The 18303-nt window shown below is 60.1% G+C and carries 19 protein-coding genes; 15 read left to right on the top strand and 4 right to left on the bottom strand.

All coding sequences use genetic code 11. From position 1 onward, the window contains the following. Positions 1-294: 294 nt before the first annotated feature. The 5 genes from rimP (at position 295) to rbfA (ending at position 6042) form a co-directional block, all read left to right on the top strand. Positions 295-861: a ribosome maturation factor RimP gene (rimP, locus tag ACT3UA_RS16725; protein ID WP_444617479.1), complete on the top strand. Its 567-nt coding sequence runs from the start codon at positions 295-297 to the stop codon at positions 859-861. A gap of 2 nt (positions 862-863) precedes the next feature. Beyond that, the gene (nusA, locus tag ACT3UA_RS16720; RefSeq protein WP_444617477.1) at positions 864-1847 is read left to right on the top strand and encodes a transcription termination factor NusA; all 984 of its coding nucleotides are present in this window, start codon (positions 864-866) and stop codon (positions 1845-1847) included. A 172-nt stretch (positions 1848-2019) separates the two neighbouring features. After that, positions 2020-2340, top strand: a complete 321-nt coding sequence (locus ACT3UA_RS16715; protein WP_444617475.1) for a YlxR family protein — start codon at positions 2020-2022, stop codon at positions 2338-2340. 167 nt (positions 2341-2507) lie between these two features. Then, positions 2508-5513: a translation initiation factor IF-2 gene (gene infB, locus ACT3UA_RS16710; RefSeq protein WP_444617473.1), complete on the top strand. Its 3006-nt coding sequence runs from the start codon at positions 2508-2510 to the stop codon at positions 5511-5513. A gap of 94 nt (positions 5514-5607) precedes the next feature. Further along, positions 5608-6042: a 30S ribosome-binding factor RbfA gene (rbfA, locus tag ACT3UA_RS16705; RefSeq protein WP_096287278.1), complete on the top strand. Its 435-nt coding sequence runs from the start codon at positions 5608-5610 to the stop codon at positions 6040-6042. A gap of 110 nt (positions 6043-6152) precedes the next feature. Here the strand turns inward: rbfA and ACT3UA_RS16700 are convergent, their stop codons facing one another. Beyond that, entirely contained in the window at positions 6153-6593 is a 441-nt protein-coding gene (locus tag ACT3UA_RS16700) for a hypothetical protein (RefSeq protein WP_444617471.1), read from the bottom strand. A gap of 255 nt (positions 6594-6848) precedes the next feature. On the opposite strand from ACT3UA_RS16700, the gene ACT3UA_RS16695 reads away from it, so the two are divergent. Together ACT3UA_RS16695 and ACT3UA_RS16690 are read left to right on the top strand one after the other, a co-directional pair. Beyond that, positions 6849-7295 carry a YdeI/OmpD-associated family protein gene (locus ACT3UA_RS16695; RefSeq protein ID WP_444617469.1) on the top strand — a complete coding sequence of 149 codons (447 nt, stop codon included), beginning with the start codon at positions 6849-6851 and terminating at the stop codon, positions 7293-7295. Between the two features lie 107 nt (positions 7296-7402). After that, positions 7403-7891: a GNAT family N-acetyltransferase gene (locus tag ACT3UA_RS16690; RefSeq protein WP_444617467.1), complete on the top strand. Its 489-nt coding sequence runs from the start codon at positions 7403-7405 to the stop codon at positions 7889-7891. A 61-nt stretch (positions 7892-7952) separates the two neighbouring features. Here ACT3UA_RS16690 and ACT3UA_RS16685 read toward each other — a convergent pair whose 3' ends face one another. The 3 genes from ACT3UA_RS16685 to ACT3UA_RS16675 all read right to left on the bottom strand — a co-directional run bounded on the left by ACT3UA_RS16685 (position 7953) and on the right by ACT3UA_RS16675 (position 11556). After that, positions 7953-9641 (bottom strand): cytochrome b/b6 domain-containing protein, encoded by a 1689-nt coding sequence (locus ACT3UA_RS16685; RefSeq protein ID WP_444617465.1) that lies wholly within the window; start codon positions 9639-9641, stop codon positions 7953-7955. 78 nt (positions 9642-9719) lie between these two features. After that, the gene (locus tag ACT3UA_RS16680) at positions 9720-10712 is read right to left on the bottom strand and encodes an electron transfer flavoprotein subunit alpha/FixB family protein (protein WP_096287270.1); all 993 of its coding nucleotides are present in this window, start codon (positions 10710-10712) and stop codon (positions 9720-9722) included. A gap of 64 nt (positions 10713-10776) precedes the next feature. After that, positions 10777-11556 (bottom strand): electron transfer flavoprotein subunit beta/FixA family protein, encoded by a 780-nt coding sequence (locus ACT3UA_RS16675; RefSeq protein WP_176484216.1) that lies wholly within the window; start codon positions 11554-11556, stop codon positions 10777-10779. Between the two features lie 406 nt (positions 11557-11962). Between ACT3UA_RS16675 and ACT3UA_RS16670 the strand changes: the two genes are divergently transcribed. The 8 genes from ACT3UA_RS16670 to ACT3UA_RS16635 all read left to right on the top strand — a co-directional run bounded on the left by ACT3UA_RS16670 (position 11963) and on the right by ACT3UA_RS16635 (position 17950). Beyond that, positions 11963-12559 (top strand): class I SAM-dependent methyltransferase, encoded by a 597-nt coding sequence (locus tag ACT3UA_RS16670; RefSeq protein ID WP_096287268.1) that lies wholly within the window; start codon positions 11963-11965, stop codon positions 12557-12559. A 420-nt stretch (positions 12560-12979) separates the two neighbouring features. Then, positions 12980-13906, top strand: a complete 927-nt coding sequence (gene truB / locus ACT3UA_RS16665; protein ID WP_444617462.1) for a tRNA pseudouridine(55) synthase TruB — start codon at positions 12980-12982, stop codon at positions 13904-13906. 36 nt (positions 13907-13942) lie between these two features. Continuing rightward, entirely contained in the window at positions 13943-14320 is a 378-nt protein-coding gene (locus ACT3UA_RS16660) for a hypothetical protein (RefSeq protein WP_444617460.1), read from the top strand. Beyond that, positions 14317-14787 carry a hypothetical protein gene (locus ACT3UA_RS16655; protein WP_096288283.1) on the top strand — a complete coding sequence of 157 codons (471 nt, stop codon included), beginning with the start codon at positions 14317-14319 and terminating at the stop codon, positions 14785-14787. Before ACT3UA_RS16660 ends, ACT3UA_RS16655 begins: the two co-directional genes overlap by 4 nt. A 62-nt stretch (positions 14788-14849) precedes the next feature. Beyond that, on the top strand, positions 14850-15803 hold the full coding sequence (locus ACT3UA_RS16650) for a bifunctional riboflavin kinase/FAD synthetase (protein WP_444617457.1): 954 nt from the start codon (positions 14850-14852) through the stop codon (positions 15801-15803). A 4-nt stretch (positions 15804-15807) separates the two neighbouring features. After that, entirely contained in the window at positions 15808-16596 is a 789-nt protein-coding gene (locus ACT3UA_RS16645; protein WP_444617455.1) for a class I SAM-dependent methyltransferase, read from the top strand. Between the two features lie 104 nt (positions 16597-16700). Continuing rightward, the gene (gene rpsO, locus ACT3UA_RS16640) at positions 16701-16970 is read left to right on the top strand and encodes a 30S ribosomal protein S15 (protein WP_096288277.1); all 270 of its coding nucleotides are present in this window, start codon (positions 16701-16703) and stop codon (positions 16968-16970) included. A gap of 227 nt (positions 16971-17197) precedes the next feature. After that, positions 17198-17950, top strand: coding sequence for a YceI family protein (locus tag ACT3UA_RS16635; protein ID WP_444617453.1), 753 nt, complete (start codon positions 17198-17200; stop codon positions 17948-17950). Positions 17951-18303: the final 353 nt, after the last annotated feature.

Here is an 18303-nt window from a genome sequence, read left to right as displayed (position 1 = left end):
AGATGCTCATGCCCACACTCCAAGTGAGGCCAGCGCATAGAACTCCGGCTAGCAGCGGTGCGATCCAGCCCGGTGCGCGCCTGGTTTTTGGGGTGCGTCGAGTGGGTTGCGGTGTCGAGTTCTCAGTCATGGCGATTCGATCATGCCATGAAGTTGCGGGCCAAGCCCGGTTCAAACGCGCTGAATGCGCGAATTGCGCGTGAGTTCTTTCACCTGTACCCATTAAGCAGTTCTCATCTTGCGTGCGTGCATATACCCTTAAAGGACAACATCGAATAACGTGGGAGGATATCCATGACCGCTAAGCCGGCTGATACCGAACAAGAGGCACAACGGTTGACGACCGTGCTGGAGAAGGAAGTGGAATCCCACGGGCTGGTGCTGGAAGAAGTCTCTGTCCGCCCTTCGGGAAAGCAGATGATCGTGCAGGTCATCGTCGACAAGGCTGACGGCACCCAATCGGTGATTTTGGACGAACTTGGTGAAGTAACTACCACCATTTCTAATGCCTTGGATCAGGACGCAAAGTACGCGTCAGTCGATCCGTATGAACTCGAAGTAAGCTCCCCAGGTCTATCGCGCCCACTGACGCTGAATCGTCACTGGATCCGTGCGAAGAACCGGATGGTGAAGTTCAATCTCTCCGATGGCAGCAAGCTGCGCGGCCGGCTGACCGAGGTCGCCGACACCGAGGTAGTCATTTCTGTGCACCATGAGCCTGCCAAGAAGGGCATGAAGGTCAAGGTCGATGAACCGAAGACCTTCGCCCTGGAAGACATCCGCAAGGCAGTCGTTGACCCGGAAATCAATTTCGACGACGCGCTATTTGAAAACATCGATAACGAAGATTTGGAGGGCTAGGCATGGATATTGATCTCGATGCGCTACGCATCCTGGAAAAAGAGCGGGACATCCCGATGGATGTGCTGATCCCTACCATCGAGTCGGCACTGCTGCTGGCCTACAACAAGACCGACGGCGCGATGCCCGGTGCTCGCGCTCATATCGAGCAGAGCAACGGACATGTGGCAATCCTCGTCGAGGACCGCGATTCCACCGGTGTGCTGCTGGGCGAATTTGATGACACCCCGCACGGTTTCGGACGCATCGCCGCGTCCACCGCACGTCAGGTGATCATGCAGCGTCTGCGCGAAGCCGAAGATGCAGTGGTCGTGGGGGAGTACTCCTCGCGCGTGGGTACGCTGATCTCCGGCGTCATCCAGCAGGGCCACTCCTCGCATATGGTCCAGGTGAATATCGGTGAGGTCGAGGCACTGCTTCCACCTCCCGAACAGGTTCCAGGCGAGCGCTACACCCATGGCAGCCGCTTACGTTCCTATGTGGTCTCGGCCGAACGCGGGACCAAGGGCCCGGCAATCACCTTGTCGCGTTCGCACCCGAACCTGGTTCGCCTGCTGTTCGAAATGGAAGTTCCAGAGATCGCAGACGGCACCGTCGTGGTTGAGGCGTTGGCCCGCGAAGCAGGGCACCGCACCAAGCTTGCGGTGCACGCCATCCAAGCCGGAGTGAACGCCAAGGGCGCTTGCATCGGTGAAATGGGCACCCGCGTACGTGCGGTGATGAACGAATTGAACGACGAGAAGATCGACATCGTTGACTACAACGAGGATCCGGCCAAGTTCATCGCTGCCGCTTTGTCCCCCTCGAAGGTCGTCTCGGTCGAAATCCTCGACGAGGACGAGCGTCGCGCTCGTGTGGTCGTGCCGGACAGCCAGCTGTCTCTGGCCATCGGCAAGGAAGGCCAGAACGCGCGTCTGGCCGCCAAGCTGACCGGCTGGCGCATCGACATCATTGCCGCATCCGGTGGCAAGGAACCACAGCTCTAAATTTGAGCAATTCCGGATCCCGGCCAACGGGAGACGGAAAATAGATTTGCCTAGCACGTTTTTTGGCCTCGGTGTACCTGTGATCTGGACCTCACGCGTGCGCCGAGGTCTAAACGCGCTAGACTAGTAGTTGGCTCGTTGACAAGTTGTGGAAGGTGAGGATGGCGCTCGCATGAAACTGCATCAGCAACGTACGTGCATTGGCTGTCGAACCATCACATCTCAAGATGAGCTACTCCGTTGGGTTTTGAATCAGGACTCACCGCTGCGCGGTGTGCGTCTGGATCTTTCGGGCTCCGCCGCAGGGCGGGGTGCCTGGACCCACGGAACCGAAAAGTGTGTGCGGCATGCTGTGCGACGCAAGGCATTTTCCCGGGCTTTTAGAAGTTCGGTTGATGACTCCTGCGTGGCACAGCAGTTCGCCGCATACGAAGATCAGCCGGCAACGGGCCGGCTATCTGGCAATCATGATGAAAGCGGGTCAGAAATCTGATGGCAACCCGATGAGTCCGCTAAGTTGAGCGCACAACGATGAACAATCGGTTTTGCGTGATCCACCGTGCGGCGGAAGAATTTCACGAATTACAACGCTGATCAGCCAGAACACCCAAGTCTTATTGAACCCGGGGTTCTAGCCGATCGCATCGACACAGGAGAGATGTGGCTAAACCCCGCGTTCACGAGCTCGCTAAAGAGCTCGGAATTACTTCAAAAGAAGCCCTAACCAAGTTGCAGGATATGGGCGAATTCGTTCGTTCTGCTTCCTCAACCGTTGAACCTCCGGTAGCGCGCAAACTGCGCGATGCCTTCCCAGGTTCGGCAGCCCCAGCCAAGCCAGCAGGCTCGACCCCAGCACCACGTGCCGGCGGTCCAAAGCCAGGCGCTAAGCCTGCGGCCAAGCCAGCTGCCACCCCGGCTGCCCCAGCAGCTAAGGCTCCGGAAGCTCCGGCGGCCCCAGCTGCTAAGTCGCCAGCGGCTCCGGCTGCTCCGGCGGCCAAGGCCCCGGCGGCAGAAGCACCAGCGGCCAAGGCTCCCGAAACGGATGCCCCGGCAGCCAAGGCACCGGCAGCTCCGGCCCCGGGCGGTCCACGCCCAGGTCCGAAGCCGGCGCCCAAGCCAGCAGGCGCACCTCGCCCGGGCAACAGCCCGTTCTCCTCACAGCAGGGAATGCGCGGCGGGGATGAGCGTCGCGGTTCCCGCGATGGCGGCCAGAACCGTGCACCACGCCCACAGGGTGCCGGCGCAGGAGCCCCACGTCCAGGCGGTCCACGTCCGGGCAACTCGCCGTTCTCCGCACAGCAGGGAATGCGCGGCGAAGGCGGCCAGGGCGGTCCACGTCCAGCAGGCCGAGGCCCACGCCCCCAGGGTGCTGGCGGTCAAGGTACCGGCGGTCCACGTCCACCACGTGATGGCGCACCAGCTCGCGGTCCACGCCCACAGGGTGCCGGCGGACAGCGTCCGGCCGGACAGGGCCAGGGCGGTCCACGCCCAGCAGGTGCCGGAACCGGCGCACCACGTCCGGCAGGTGCCGGCGCAGGTGGCGCAGGCGCCGCAGGTGGCGCAACCCCACGTATGATGCCTAACCGCACCGATCGTCCGGCTCCAGCAGCCGGCGGTCGTCCGGGTGCCGGCGGTCGCGGTCGTCCAGGTGGCGGCGGCGGTCCAGGTGGCGCTCCGGGTGCCGGTGCAGGCGGCGGCGGATTCCGTCCGGGCGCTCCACGCGGCCGCGGCGGCGTTGGCGGTGCCTTCGGTAAGGGCGGTGCCGGACGCGGCAAGCAGCGCAAGTCCAAGCGCGCCAAGCGCCAGGAATTGGAGCAGATGAGTGCTCCGAGCCTGGGCGGCGTCAACGTTCCACGCGGCAACGGATCCTCCGAGATCCGCCTGCGCCGTGGCGCGTCGATCACCGACTTCGCCGATAAGATCGGCGCAAACCCGGCAGCACTGGTCACCGTGCTCTTCCACCTGGGAGAAATGGCTACCGCCACCCAGTCGCTGGACGAGGCGACCTTCGAGGTCCTCGGTGCAGAGCTGGGCTACAAGGTCCTGGTCGTCTCCCCGGAGGACGAGGACAAGGAACTGCTCGAAGGCTTCGGCCTGGACCTGGATGCCGAACTTGAGGCTGAAGGCGAAGCCGAGCTCGAAGAGCGTGCCCCGGTCATCACGATCATGGGCCACGTCGACCACGGTAAGACCCGACTGCTGGATGCAATCCGCAAGTCGAACGTCACCGAGGGCGAGCACGGCGGCATCACCCAGCACATCGGTGCCTACCAGATCAACCACGAGCACGAAGGCCGCGACCGCGCGATGACCTTCATCGATACCCCGGGCCACGAGGCGTTCACCGCCATGCGTGCCCGTGGTGCCGAGGTCACCGACGTTGCAGTGCTGGTTGTCGCAGCGGATGACGGCGTGATGCCGCAGACCGTTGAGGCGCTGAACCACGCACAGGCTGCTGGCGTGCCGATCATCGTCGCGGTCAACAAGATCGACAAGGAAGGCGCCAACCCTGACAAGGTCAAGGGCCAGCTGACCGAATACGGTCTGGTTCCCGAAGAATACGGTGGCGACACCATGTTCATCCACGTCTCGGCGCTGCAGCGCGATGGTATCGACGAATTGCTCGATGCCGTGCTGCTGACCAGCGACGTGCTGGAACTGCAGGCGAACCCTGACAAGTCCGCCCGCGGTGTGGCCATCGAAGCGAACCTGGACAAGGGCCGCGGTTCGGTTGTCACCGTGCTGGTGCAGTCCGGTACCTTGGCAGTGGGCGACACCATGGTTGTGGGCACCGCCCACGGCCGCGTGCGTGCCATGTTCAACGAAAACGGCGAGAACCTCGACGTGGCCCTGCCGTCGCGTCCGGTTCAGGTCTTGGGTATGTCTTCGGTGCCACGCGCCGGCGACGGCTTCCTGATCACCGACGACGAGCGCACCGCACGCCAGATCGCCGACAAGCGCGAAACCGCAGAGCGCAATGCGATGCTGGCCAAGCGCCGCAAGCGCATCACCCTGGAAGACTTCGACCAGGCTGTGGCAGATGGCAAGATCGATACGCTGAACCTGATCCTCAAGGGCGATGCCTCCGGTGCTGTCGAAGCACTGGAAGACTCGCTGATGAAGATCGACGTGGGCGACGACGTGCAGCTGCGCGTGATCCACCGCGGCGTCGGTGCGATCACCCAGAACGACGTCAACCTGGCAACCGTTGACAATGCCATCATCATTGGCTTCAACGTGCGTCCGGCAGAACGCGTGGCAGACCTGGCCGATAAGGAAGGCGTTGACATGCGCTTCTACTCGGTCATCTACTCCGCAATCGATGACATCGAAGCTGCCCTGACCGGCATGCTGAAGCCAGAGTACGAGGAAGTTGCCCTGGGCAGCGCCGAGATCCGCATGGTCTTCCGCTCGTCGAAGTTCGGCAACATCGCAGGTTCGATCATCCGCTCCGGCACCATCAAGCGAAACACCAAGGCACGCCTGGTTCGCGATGGCAAGGTAGTGGGCGACAACCTGAACATCGATTCGCTGCGCCGCGAAAAGGACGACGTCACCGAGGTCCGCGAGGGCTTCGAGTGTGGTATCGGCCTTGGCTCGTTCAACGACGTCAAGGAAGGCGACATCATCGAGACCTTCGAGATGCGCGAAAAGCCACGAGCTTAATCCTTAGATGAGCAACGGCGTGGGCGCGCACCGGTAAACTAACCGGTGAGCGCCCACGCTCCTCACTTTCACGACAATTTTTTAGGAGAGATCCATGGCTGATTCAGCCCGTGCGGCCCGTTTGGCCAAGCGCGTTCAGGTCCTCATGGCCCAGTCGCTGCGCACCGTCATCAAAGACGAGCGCATCGACAACGTGACCGTGACCGACGCGCGGGTCACCAACGACCTGCAGCACGCCACCGTGTACTACACGGTGTTCGGTGAGGGTGAGATCAAAGCGGAAATCGCCGAGATGCTCGCCAAGCGCACCGGTGCGCTGCGCAAGGAACTGGGACGCAACCTGACCATACGCTTGACCCCTACCCTGGCCTTCGTGGCAGACGAGATTCCAGAGAGCGCCTCGCTTCTGAATGAACTGCTGGCCAAGGCCAAGGAAAAGGATGCTGAGGTCGCTTCGCTGCGCGAGGGCAAGACCCACGCCGGGGATGCCGATCCGTACAAGAAAGACGACGAGGACGAAGAGGCCTAAGCCTGCTCATACTCTGCGTTTCCGCGAATCGGGAGCGAGCAAAAACCCCAGAGGTGCCGAACAGCAGTTCGTGCGCCACTGGGGTTTTTGCGTGCTGAAAAAAGCAAGAGCTAAGGGGCACCGGGCGTATCGCGGGGTGCGCTGGCTGTGAGCCGATTGATCAGCGGGGTGCAGAGCAAATAGACCGCCACACTGATCGCGGCGCTCGCCAATGCCAGCGGGTAGGTGCTCATGACCAGGTAGTAGCAGCCCACGATCACCACGAAACTCAGCAACGATTCCAAGGTATTGCTGGCAATCTTGCCGGCATCGGGAAATAGCAGTCGCACCAGGCGGTCGGTGATTTCGCCCGTAGCAAGCAGCACCAGGGTGAAGACGATGACAAGGACCGGAACCCATGGCCAAAGCCCCTGTTTCAGCTCGCCGAGCTGCGGGAGCCAGAGCGGAGTGAGGAAGCCGATGAGAAACGGAAGTCCGGCCATCAGCGCGCAAGCGGCCAAATAGAGGATGAAGAACAGCAGTTCGTGGGGTTTCGGTTTTTGTTCCGGCAAGTTTTCCTTTGCATGGATTGCAACGCATGGCCAACGATGGCTCCGCGCGGTATTCACACGGTGGTGGTGCTGTCCATGATCTCACAGCAAGATCCAAGGACTATGAAGACCAGGGCAATCATGCCCGTCGACCAATCTGGCTACCCGGCTGGCCGCTGGCACCGCTTCGAAGCTCATGATAATTGATGGTGGTCAGCACGGAGATACTGGACTACCGTGGAGATCATAGACTTGCCTGAAACAAAGGAGCAGCTCATGCCGGAATTCACCACCACCTTGATGGCCTCGACCGGAAATAATGTGGGCATTGTTGTTCCCGACGACATCGTCCGAGGATTCAATCACGGCAAACGGGTACCGGTGACGGTGACGATCGACGGGGACTACACCTATCGAAATACCATCTCATCCATGGGCGGGCAATTTTTGATCTCCTTCAATTCCGAAACGCGGCAAGCCACCGGCCGGGGTGCCGGGGATGAGATCACTGTGAAACTGGAACTCGACGAGGCACCGCGAATCATCGAAGTCCCCGAGGACCTTGCGGTGAAACTGTCTTTGGAACCGGCCCTAGCCGACGCCTGGAACAATCTCTCCTACAGCAAGCAACGCGGTCATGTTGAACCGATCATCTCGGCAAAGGGCGCGGATACCCGTGCTCGCCGAGTGGAAAAGGTCATCAAGGCACTACGCGTCGACTAGTGTCGACTAACTTTGCTGCGTCGGAACCGCCGCTCCAGGCGACTGGGGTAGATAGGCCGGGCGGATTACCCGCCCGGTGGCGAGCATGGCGCAAGGGAGCCGACCAAATGGGACAGCCAAAGGCCGTTGGGATTCAGGATCTACGGCTGCGCGCAGCACGCGCGGAGGACGCGGCAGCCGTAGCCCAGCTGTGTGTGGACAGCGGCCGGGACCCGTGGACGGCGCAGGCAATCCAGAGCACCTCGCACCGGACGGTCGTAGTGGCGGTGGCCGGCACTCAGATTGCCGGCATCGCAAAGACCCATTGGCACGAAGACGCCCACGGAATTGCACCGGCAGGCCACTACCTCGGCGGGGTCATCGTAGATCCAGACTGGCGCAGGCATGGAATTGGCCAGGCCCTCACTGCGGCGCGTCTGGAATGGATCGCTGTGCGGAGCCAGCGGGCGTACTACTTCACCAACGAACGAAACGTCTCCTCGCTACGCTTGCACGCGAAATTCGGGTTTGTGCAGATCGCGGCCGGCGAAGAGATTCGCATGGTGCGCGCCGATGACGGTGACTCGAAGCTTCTGCTCTTCGAAGCGGTGCTCTGAGATGCCAAACGGCGCCCGCCGGCTCCGCTGAGAAGCCTGCAGGCGCCGTGGCAAGCGAACCCTAGTTCTTGGAAATTTTGCCGGTCATCGTTGCCACCGGCAGGAGGAACATGGGCCTGGTGAACACCCAAGCCGCCGCGACCACCGCCACCGAGACCAAGAAGATCACCAGCCCCCAGGCGTCGGCCGCGTCCCGCGAGGCATACATGTGGTTCAGGTTTTTCAACGCGCCGGTGGTGAATACCAGGAATATGTGGACCAGCACGAAGGCGACGAAGAAGATCATCACCGGGAAATGCACCTTGCGGGCCAGCTCGATCGGATAGACCCGGTTCAAGGCCTGAGGCTGTGTCGGCCACCAGCTGGACATCCGGACACCGGTCAAGACGGCCAGTGGGGCAGCCACGTAGATCACGAGGAAGTAGGAGGTCATCTGCAAGGCGTTGTAATGAATCCAGCCGTTTTCGACAGGCCAATTGAGCGAGGCATATTGAATGGCGCCGGAGATCATATTCGGGAAGACATCCCAGCTGGTCGGAACCACTCGCATCCACTGGCCGGTAACGGCCAGCAGGATCACGAAGACCACCCCGTTCAGCACCCACAACGCATCCAAGGCCTGGTGGGTCCAGATGCTGAGCGAATATTTCTTGGGGCTATTTCCCTTCGGGGAGAACCAGGAGTTCGCCTTGGGCGTCCACATCGCTGCCGGTCGCTTCTCATGACGTACCTGCAGCCCGGTGCGGATAATCAGCACGATAAAGAACATATTCAAGAAATGCTGCCAACCAAGCCAAGCCGGAATTCCAAGCGGCGCAGAGTCGGGCATGGTTGAATGCCCGTCATAGGTGGCGATGAAGTCCTGGATTGGTTCCAGCGTGCGCAAGCCGCGCGCGGCAAGAACCACCAGCAGGGCCACAATGACCGCTCCGATCACCAGGATCGCCGGCTTGACCCAGGGCTTCATCTTGATCTTTGAAGTTCCTTGGGCATCGGAGGCCGGGCGCTTTTCCGCGACGGGAGGCTGGGCCGCGCTCGCGGCCTGCGCGGCTGGTTCCGCAACGGCCGGTGGCCTCTGCGCCGCGGGCTCGGCGGCTTCTTCAACGACCGGTGGTTGCCCGAGTGCGGCTGCATCGTCGGCGACTGGTTCGGAAACCGGGACAGCCACAGGGGCCTCGGTAACGGGCGCTGCAGACTCGGGGGACTTTCCGGCAGCCGCATCCTCGCGTTGGCGCAGGGGAGTGTAGCCCTGCATGCGATTGGACGGAACTGCCACCCGTTCGGATGAATCCGCCGAAGCTGCCTCGGTGCCCGAAGCGGCCATTGCTGAAGCAGCCGGTTCCGAGTCCGGAGCCACCGGAGCTGCCGGAGTTTCGCTCGGCGTTGCTGCGGCCACCCCAACGGGTTCCGCAGCAGCGGCAGCCGGTGCCGCGACCTGTGCGCTGGTGCTGGCGGTGTCCGTGGCCGGAGCCCGGAGCGGGGTATAGCCCTGCATGCGTTGGCGTGAGGAGCTAGCGGCGGTGTTCGAGACGGGAGCCGGCGCTGGCTCAGGCTGAACGGCCGTCGTCGCGGCCGGTGCAGGAGCCTGTTCTGGGGCCGGCTCGCTGGACACCGGTTCGGTGACCGGTGCTGCGGGCACGCTCGCCGTCGGTGGCGCCTCAATTTTCTGTGCAGGCTCGGCGGCTGCGTCGGGTTTTACCCCGCCTTTGGCGCGCAGGGGCGTGTAGCCTGCCATCCGTTGCTTGGTCATAATCGTTGAACCTCATCGCGTCGTCGTATCCGGCAGGTGATGCTTCGCCGGAACCTACCTGAGTGGAGAATGCCGTGATTACCCTTGGCGGGTGCGGATTTCCTCGAGCAGTTTCGGGACTACGGTAAACAGGTCGCCAACGATGCCGAAGTCTGCGTGGTCGAAGATCGGCGCATTCTCATCCTTATCGATGGCTACGATCGTCTTGGCGGTCTGCATACCCGCACGGTGCTGAATCGCCCCGGAGATGCCCAAGGCAATGTACAGGTCCGGGGAGACGATGACACCGGTCTGGCCCACCTGCAGCTTCGGCGAGACAAAGCCTGAATCCACCGCGGCACGCGAGGCGCCAATCGCCGCGCCGAAGTGATCGGCCAGCTGCTCGACGATCTCGAATTTTTCGGCCGAGCCCACTCCGCGTCCGCCGGAGACGACGATCTTGGCGCTGCGCAGGTCCGGACGGGAGGCATCGCTTTGCATCGCTTCGACCGAGCGGATTTGGGCGCCCTTGGATACCTTGGGCAGAGCCGAAGGTTCGATGATGGTCAGCTGCGGTGCCGCGACGGACTCGGCGCGGGCATCTACGGCACCGGGGCGAATCGTGAAGATGCGCGGTCCGCCTTCGACAGTGGATTCCGAGGTGACGTCTCCGCCGAAAATCGAGTGCATGGCGATCGGCTCGTCCTCGGCCCAGCGCATGCCCACCGCATCAACGCAGACGGCACCCTCAACCCGAATGGCCAAACGGCCGGCAATGGTGCGGCCGGAGGCCGTATTGGAGAGCAGCACCGCGGACGGAGCGACAGTGCTGGTGGCCGAGGCGAGCGCCGCCACATCGGCCGAGCCGAGTGCCAAGGCGTCGAGGTCGGTAGGCAGCAGGTGAACTTCGGCGGCGCCGAGTTCACCGAGCTTGGCCGCAAGCTGCTGTTCTTGGCCCGCGGCACAGACGGCAACGGCGACGGGCGTGCCGAACTGAGCGGCGGTTCCGAGCAAGCCTGCGGTGGTGTTCTGCGGGGAGCCGTCCGGTGATACCTGGACATGGACTAGCACGCTGTGGGTGGTTTGAACCATGGGAAAATCCTCCTGAGCAAGGACAAATCGTGGGGATGAAGATTATGGAAAGGCCCGAGCTGATTTAGATAAAGTGCTTCTCGGCCAGGAAGTCGGCCAACTGGGTGGCCGCCGTTCCGTCATCGGTAATCTTTGGTCCGGCGACTCGCTCGGGGCGGTCCTCCGCAGAGACCATCACCGAACGGAAGTGGGCCGCCTCGGGACCTGCCTCGATGCCGAGGTCGGCCAGGGTCCACGTTTCCAGTGGCTTGGTCTTCGCCGCACGGATTCCCTTGAAGTTCGGGAAGCGTGGCTCGGCGGACTTCTCCGTCACCGAGACGACGGCGGGTAGCTGCACGCTCAAATTCATGGTGGTGTCGCCCAGCTGGCTGGTTCCGGTCACTTCGCTTGCGCTGATTTCCAATTCGTCGGCGTAGGGCAGCAACGGACGGTCGAGGAGTTCGGCGATCATTGCTGGCACCATGCCACCCTTGCCGTCGGTCGATTCGTTGCCTGCAAGGATCAGGTCAACGTCGAGTTTCGCCAGAGCCGCCGCGAGCACCCGGGCGGTGGAGATCATATCCGACCCAGCCAGCGCCGGGTCGGAGATATGCACCGCAGAATGCGCACCCATGGAGAGCAGCCGGCGCAGTGCAAGCACGGCCTTCTCATCTCCCATGGAGACAGCAATGACCTCAACCTCGCCCAATGACTTTTCCGCTTGGAGTGCGACCTCGCAGGCGCGTTCGCAGATCTCATCGGCGACCAGGTCTGCCGCTGCGCGGTCGAGCATTCCGGTTTGCAGGTCCAAGCGACGGCTCGACCATGTATCAGGTACCTGTTTGGTCAGGACGGCGATTTTCACGCTGGTCTCCTTCTGAGGGTTCTGTTATTTGCCAGACGTTCAGGAGATTATCCGACGCCCTGGCACAACGCTTCAAATGAAAATTTCTCGGATCGCGAGTGCTTCGCAGCAACGTCACCGACTAGGAAAAACTCTACATGTCTATTGTGCGCTCATGGGGGTGGGGCGCACATAGAAGCCGGATTTCAGAGACAATCATGACGAAATCTTCCATTTCGGTGAAGGCAATATTCGGTGGATCGGTGATCAGTGTTAACGGATATGTCCTAAGATGCCGAATATCTTGCCATCATCTCGAAAGCCCACGCCCGTATTTCGGAAACGATCACGGAGCGGAACTATTCGGGGAAAGTTCTGGGGCGACGACGTTGGACGCCTTCTGATCCAAAACATCTAGAGTGGCGTTATGACTTTTGAATCCGTCAGGTCCGCATATGGAGCCAAAGCAAGCCAGTATGTGGATGCCGTCGGCAGCATTGAACATGCTGCCGCTGCCGAAGTGGCTTTTGTCGAAACGTGGGCGCGCAGCATCAAGGGCACAGTGCTTGACGTCGGTTGCGGTCCGGGCCAATGGACACATCATTTGAGTACCTTGGGGATTGACGTCGAGGGTGTAGATCCCGTTCCCGAGTTCATTAAAATCGCTCAAAGGAACTACCCCCAAGAACGGTACCGACGTGGCCGGGCAGAAAGCTTGCACGTTGGCTCCGAAGCATTGGGCGGCGTGCTTGCCTGGTATTCACTGATTCACACCATCCCCGAACTAATCGGTGAGGCGCTCGCAGAGTTCGCTCGCTGCATTCGCCCCGGCGGCGGCCTTGCCTTGGGGTTCTTCACCGGCCCCAAACTCGAACCCTTCGACCATGCGGTTGCCACCGCCTACTATTGGCCTTTGGATCTTTTGGCTTCACATGTCGAGGCCGCGGGATTCACCGTGGCCCAATCCGAATCCCGGAACGAAGGCCAAGTACGAACTCACGGCTCGCTCTTGGCTGTCCGCTAATCGGCGCGGACCGGCCAGAGCTGGAAAGCCGCCGAATGAATTGGCCTTCGCTGTAGGGCCGCTTCTGGCGCATTCGGCCCTTTGCTCCTAGGGGAATCAGCATAAGGGCCGTTTTCCCAAGAAATCGAAAGAGGTTTAGCAGGTGGCAAAAAAGCTTGCACCCGAAAAGGGAATGCTTGAGGTTGGAGACGGCCAAAGCATCTATTGGGAAGAATGGGGTGCCGTCGACGGTGTGCCGGCGTTTCGAGCAGGGATTCTCTGACCGCCGCTGAACTCAGCTAGGGAGTGATCTGTGCTTGCCGCGCCGGAAATGAAATTTGGGTTGGATTTCTTTCCGTGGCCGATTTCCGGGACGAGGGCCGTGATTGCATGACACGCGTCACCGCAAGCATGGTCTCCATAACGCCTATACTGGTATGCGTGAGTAAAGCCGGGCAGAATACTGAAGAGCAGGCCTCGGGCCTCGTACTAGTCGACAAAGATCAGGGAATGACCTCCCATGATGTGGTGGGCCGAATCCGTCGGCTTGCGGGAACCCGCAAGGTAGGCCATGCTGGCACCCTTGATCCCATGGCAACGGGTGTCCTGGTGATCGGTGTTAATAAGGCAACACGTCTACTGACCTACATTGTGGGACATGACAAGACCTACACCGCCACCATCCGTCTGGGACAGAACACCGTCACCGATGACGCTGAGGGCGAGGTCATCTCCGAACGCATTGCGGCAGCGGTGACCGACGAGGATATCGAACGTGAAATCTCCAAACTTCGCGGCGACATCGAGCAGATCCCAAGCCAGGTCTCGGCCATCAAGGTAGACGGCAAGCGTTCCTATGCTCGAGTCCGTGCCGGCGAGCAAGTAGAACTCAAAGCCCGCCCGGTCACCATCTCCCGCTTCGACATCCATGAAATCAGCCGCGAAGTTGGTGGCAAGGTGTTGGACGTAGACGTCACCGTCTCCTGCTCATCAGGGACTTACATCCGGGCATTGGCCCGAGACTTGGGCGAAGCGCTCAACGTTGGTGGCCATCTCACCGCGCTGCGTCGCACCGAGGTCGGCCCATACCCGATCGCAAAAGCGAAGCGTTTGGAGCAGCTCGCCGAAGAGTTCGAGATCCTCTCGCTCGACAAGGCTGCGGCTGCGCTCTTCCCAAGCCGCGAATTGACCGAAGACGAAGCTTCCGAGCTCTCTTACGGACGAACCATCACCGCTTCCAAGAATGTTATGGAACTACCAGAGGGTGAGCTCGTAGCGGCTTTCGCACCGGACGGCGGACTGGTGGCGCTCATTGCAGACAAGGGCGAGAAAGCTCGCGGCCAAATAGTCTTCACCGGAAAGCAGTAACTCATTTCTTCGTGAGACTTTCAGAAAGGCTCAGTCTTGTTTGCCCTTAACGGCTTCTTTATCGCCGGCGCCATCGTATGCGCGCTCGCCGTGTTGCTCGGAATCATTGCCACCATCATCCGGCGTTATCCGGATGACTGGGCGCTGATCGCCACTGCAGGAACCGAGCTTTACTTGATTGTCTACGCGGTAGCTGCGGGTATTCGCCAGGCCGGGGGAGAAGTTATTCTCGGTGAGGCTTGGGAATTCTGGGGTTACTTGCTGACCGCGGCAATCATGCCGCCGATAGCGTTCTTCTGGGCGGTCAGCGATAAGAGCCGCTGGGCAAATACAGTACTGGCCGTTTCGGGAGCCATCACATTTGTCATGTTGTTCCGAATGGAGCAAATCTGGCACGTAGGAGTTGTTGCATGAGCGAGAAACCACGTAATTCACGCATCGTACAAGCGGCGCAAGCTCGTGGCGTTGACAAAGCGCCACGTCCCGGAAGAACCACCGGGCTGGGCCGCATTATTATCGCCGTTTACGGAGTGCTAGCACTTTCGGCCACAGTGCGTGCGCTGTACCAGATTTTCTTCCGTGACTTCTCTGAAGCGCCACTGGCTTACCTGTTGTCGTTGCTTGCAGGCCTGGTTTACATCCTCGCTACCTTTACTCTCTCCTCGGCTAAGCCAGGCGCTTGGAAGCTCTCCCTGTTTGCTGTGAGCTTCGAATTGCTGGGCGTGCTCGTGGTTGGATTGCTGTCCTTCGTGCTACCTGATCACTTCGGCCACGACTCCGTGTGGAGCTACTTCGGCAAGGGTTATGGCTATATTCCGCTGGTGCTGCCACTGATTGGTTTGTGGTGGCTCTTCCGTAACCGTAATGAGCGTCACGTCTAAAGACGTGCAAGAATTACCTCGGTAAACTATTTATCTTTCGTTGCAGAGTCAAGAGGAGCAAAGTGCACTATTGGAAGGGCCTGGACTCAGTCCCCACGGATATGGCTCCCGCTGTCGTGACCATTGGTAACTTCGACGGCGTCCACCTCGGGCATTGTGAAGTTCTAGATTCTGCGGTCTCGCATGCCAAAAGGCGCTCGGCTAAATCGGTAGCGATCACCTTTGACCCACACCCAGCACAGGTGCACCGCCCTGACTCTGCTCCCGAGCTCATCATGGGTCTGGAAGATCGTATCGACACCTTGGCCAGTGTCGGCCTAGATGCAACTTTAATGATCAACTACACCCTCGAATTCGCCGAACAGTCGGCCGAAGAATTCGTGCATTCCATCATCGTAGAGAAGCTCAATGCGGTGGCAGTAGTGGTGGGCCACGACGTCCGCTTCGGCCATGGCAACTCCGGCGACTTCGACTTCATGCGCGAGCTGGGCGCAAAATACGGTTTTGATGTCATCGGTGTCGAAGACGTAGGCGATAAGCGTCGTCTTTCCTCCACCTGGGTCCGCGAAGAACTGGCGGCAGGCAACGTCGAAGCCGCCGCGGCTATCCTAGGACGTCCGCACCGGATGCGCGGCGAAGTAGTCCATGGGGCGGCCCGCGGACGCGAGCTGGGATTCCCCACGGCGAACCTGGCGCCAGAGGCTGCCGGTATTATCCCGGCAGATGGCGTGTACGCCGGCTGGGTGATCGACGAAGCCGAAGTGCGCTGGCCTGCGGCCATCTCGGTGGGTTCGAACCCGACCTTTGAAGGTGTTTCGCGCGTCGTTGAGGCCCACGTGATCGATCGCCCCGTAGAGGGCTACGAGGAATTCGACCTCTATGGCCAGCAAATTGTAGTTGAGTTCATCTCCCATCTGCGCCCCATGGTGGCCTACCGTGGCATCGAAGCGCTGATCGAGCAGATGAATGAAGATGTGGTCCAGGCGCGCAGCGTGCTGGCCACCGAATCCCACTAGGGACATGCCGGAAATCCCTTCACTGCCGCGCCGCGCGTTCACCATGAAACCCGAACGTCGCGCGGACCTAGCCTCCGCATATGAGGCTGGGGCCGCGGACTACGACAAAATTCGCCCGGCCTATCCACGCGAAGCGTTGGAATTTACCGTTGCTGGCGATTTCGTGGAGCGCGCCATTGACATCGGTTGCGGATCAGGAATTTTCACCGAACAGCTCCTCGGGGCGGGGATAGATGTCTGGGCGGTGGATCCGTCCGAAGACATGCTCGCCGTGCTCAAGGAACGCACACCGCAAGTGCATACGGTATGTGCCTCCGGAGAAGCGACCGGGATGCCGGAGAATAGTGCGGATCTGATCACCTATGCCCAAGCCTGGCACTGGGTTGATCCGCCTCTTGCAAGCGCCGAAGCCGCCAGATTGTTGCGCAACGATGGCTCGCTTGTTTTGCTCTGGAACCAACTGGACGTAGAAGTGCCTTGGGTTCATCGACTGGCTCGCATCATGCATGCCGGGGACGTGCACCGTCCGGAAATTGCGCCACCGCTAGGCAAGGAATTCGGCACCCCGGAATCGGGGATCTGGCATTGGCAGATGGAGTTGGACCTGCAGGGCATCTTGGAACTGACTCGTTCGCGCAGCTTCTACCGGCGCTCCAAAGAAGAAACCAGAGCCAAAGTGGAGCAGAACCTGAGCTGGTATTGGTGTGAGCATCTGGGCTTTGAAGCAGCGCAAATTGTCGAGGTGCCGTATCTCACCCATGCGTGGAGGGCGCGTCGACGGGTCCGTCGGTGATATGATTGTCGATGGTTCTCGCTGCAGTCCGCGGTTGCGAGACGCCGTCGTGAGTGTCTGACGCTCACACCGAATGAAACGCGGTCCAACTCCAGGAGTTTGTTATGGCATTAGATGCCGCAGTAAAGAATGAAATCATCAAGGCTTACGCCACCCACGAGGGTGACACCGGTTCGCCTGAGGTTCAGATTGCCGTTATGTCCCGTCGTATCAAGGACCTGACCGAGCACCTGAAGATGCACAAGCACGATCACCACACCCGCCGCGGCCTGATGGCTCTGGTTGGTCGCCGTCGTCGTATGCTCGGCTACCTCAAGAACACCAACATCGAGCGCTACCGTGCGCTGATCGAGCGTTTGGGCCTGCGCAAGTAGTCTCACGCTTCGGTGTGAATATCCCCGCTTCCCTTCATGGGAGGCGGGGATTTCCCTTTTAGTGCACCGGAAGCTGAGAAACGGTGTTCCAAACGGATTCCCTGTTTAGCGGCTGTGGATATTTGGTGAAGTCCTTTGGATTCCACACCGATAAAAATTGATGATGCAACAATTGAATGGTCAAGTAAATTGTCGTCGAAGGACGGCGTGATCAATCGAGAGTTGCAATGACCGAGCAGACAGATTCAGTCCAGTCCGTCGAGAAGAAACCCACAAAGATGCGGCGAGCATGGATTGTTGCTTTCGCCGTAGTAGTCATTATTGCGGGTGTCTTTATTGGCAGCCGTATCTATGCCTCCAGCGTCTCGGCTCAGGCCGAAGACGTACCAACGCTTTCCCAGCCCCCTGTGGCGAAACAGTCAAATGGTGCGCCGGAAGTTGGCAGTGATTCGATCGCGGGGGACACCTCCGGAACGTGGTCCGTCGGTTCGGGTTCCTTCGCAGGTTACCGTCTCGACGAAGTTCTCAACGGTGCCAATGTGACAGTCACTGGGCGCACCGAAGACATTACTGGGTCTCTCACAGTTCAGGAAGATCAGCTCATCGCAGCGGATCTCGCCCTGCAGGTGGATACCATCTCAACTGATTCCGAGCGACGCGACCAGTACTTCCGGACTACTGCCATCGATACCGGGCAGTTCCCTGAAGCAACCTTCACCCTTGCCGAACCAGTTGACGTATCTGCGTCACGGGACGGCGGGGCTCAAACTTTCAATATGACCGGTGAACTGACTCTCAATGGACGGACCGTTGAGGTAAGCACTGACGTGGAGACCGTCTTCAATGACGGACAGGCCCAGTTAGTCGGACAGATTCCTATGACCTGGGCCGACTTCGGTGTTGAAGCCCCGAACTTGGGATTTGTTGCCGTAGAAGATGACGGATTCATCGAGTTCTCATTAAACGTCGCGCAGAACTGACCTGCGAAAGCTCGACGAATTCGTAACGTGCAGAAGGCAGTGCGGCGGCAGGCAACTCTTGCAGGTGCCTGCTGCCGCTCTGCCTTTCGGTGTCAACAGAACCGCTGCTGTTGCCAGCTGGCTACGCGTTCGCTGATAGTAGTCAGCCTCCGTTAAAGAGAATTCTTCCTTGAGCGTTAAAGTCCAGTGCTAAATTTTGTGCCGGGCGGTAAGGAATGCGTGCTGACCCTGATGGTCTGTATATCTGAGCAACGCCATTCTCGCGGACGAAAATTCTGTCATGTGAAATTCTGCTTTCGTTTCCGAAGTAACTTGGGGATAGGCTGAAAGCAACATTCAGCCCCAACTAGGAG

The sequence above is a fragment of the Glutamicibacter sp. 363 genome, assembly GCF_052379505.1.
Classification (GTDB): Bacteria; Actinomycetota; Actinomycetes; order Actinomycetales; family Micrococcaceae; genus Glutamicibacter.
The sequence above is the reverse complement of the archived record's forward strand: the minus strand, read 5'-3'. Positions and strand labels throughout refer to the sequence as shown.

Excerpts from the sequence above, each read along its gene's own strand:
- rimP (WP_444617479.1), top strand. The coding sequence starts at position 295 with ATGACCGCTAAGCCGGCTGATACCGAACAAGAGGCACAACGGTTGACG.
- nusA (WP_444617477.1), top strand. The coding sequence starts at position 864 with ATGGATATTGATCTCGATGCGCTACGCATCCTGGAAAAAGAGCGGGAC.
- ACT3UA_RS16715 (WP_444617475.1), top strand. The coding sequence starts at position 2,020 with ATGAAACTGCATCAGCAACGTACGTGCATTGGCTGTCGAACCATCACA.
- rbfA (WP_096287278.1), top strand. The coding sequence starts at position 5,608 with ATGGCTGATTCAGCCCGTGCGGCCCGTTTGGCCAAGCGCGTTCAGGTC.
- ACT3UA_RS16695 (WP_444617469.1), top strand. The coding sequence starts at position 6,849 with ATGCCGGAATTCACCACCACCTTGATGGCCTCGACCGGAAATAATGTG.
- ACT3UA_RS16690 (WP_444617467.1), top strand. The coding sequence starts at position 7,403 with ATGGGACAGCCAAAGGCCGTTGGGATTCAGGATCTACGGCTGCGCGCA.
- ACT3UA_RS16685 (WP_444617465.1), bottom strand. The coding sequence starts at position 9,641 with ATGACCAAGCAACGGATGGCAGGCTACACGCCCCTGCGCGCCAAAGGC.
- ACT3UA_RS16680 (WP_096287270.1), bottom strand. The coding sequence starts at position 10,712 with ATGGTTCAAACCACCCACAGCGTGCTAGTCCATGTCCAGGTATCACCG.
- ACT3UA_RS16670 (WP_096287268.1), top strand. The coding sequence starts at position 11,963 with ATGACTTTTGAATCCGTCAGGTCCGCATATGGAGCCAAAGCAAGCCAG.
- ACT3UA_RS16655 (WP_096288283.1), top strand. The coding sequence starts at position 14,317 with ATGAGCGAGAAACCACGTAATTCACGCATCGTACAAGCGGCGCAAGCT.
- ACT3UA_RS16645 (WP_444617455.1), top strand. The coding sequence starts at position 15,808 with ATGCCGGAAATCCCTTCACTGCCGCGCCGCGCGTTCACCATGAAACCC.
- rpsO (WP_096288277.1), top strand. The coding sequence starts at position 16,701 with ATGGCATTAGATGCCGCAGTAAAGAATGAAATCATCAAGGCTTACGCC.
- ACT3UA_RS16635 (WP_444617453.1), top strand. The coding sequence starts at position 17,198 with ATGACCGAGCAGACAGATTCAGTCCAGTCCGTCGAGAAGAAACCCACA.